Source organism: Microbacterium sp. ER1, assembly GCF_023383675.1.
Lineage (GTDB): Bacteria > Actinomycetota > Actinomycetes > Actinomycetales > Microbacteriaceae > Microbacterium.
The window spans coordinates 1-276 of record NZ_QCXO01000048.1 but is presented as its reverse complement, the minus strand read 5'-3'; the positions used below and the strand labels follow the sequence as shown (position 1 = coordinate 276).

Annotated in this window: 1 pseudogene; it reads right to left on the bottom strand. The window is 67.8% G+C overall.

Annotated elements, in window-relative coordinates:
- A pseudogene (locus BV453_RS01705) lies at window positions 1-276 on the bottom strand (MMPL family transporter); the annotation flags it as partial.

Sequence of the window (276 nt, the reverse complement as noted above, 5' to 3'; positions counted from 1 at the left end):
ACCGAGAGCATCTCCACGGAGCCGGACAGGGCGAGCGACGCGAGCACACCGACGCCGACGCCGATGAGCGCGTTGATCAGCGGGAGACCCGCACCGATCAGGGTGCCGAGCATGACGAACAGCACGACGGCGGCGATGATCACGCCACCGATCTCGCCCGGGCCGAGGATCTCGGGAATGCTGGCCGCGATGTCGTTGGAGACCTCGGCGGTGACGTTGTCGATGCCGGCGTTGTCCATCTCCTCGACGATCGCCTCCTTCGACTCGGCCGGCACC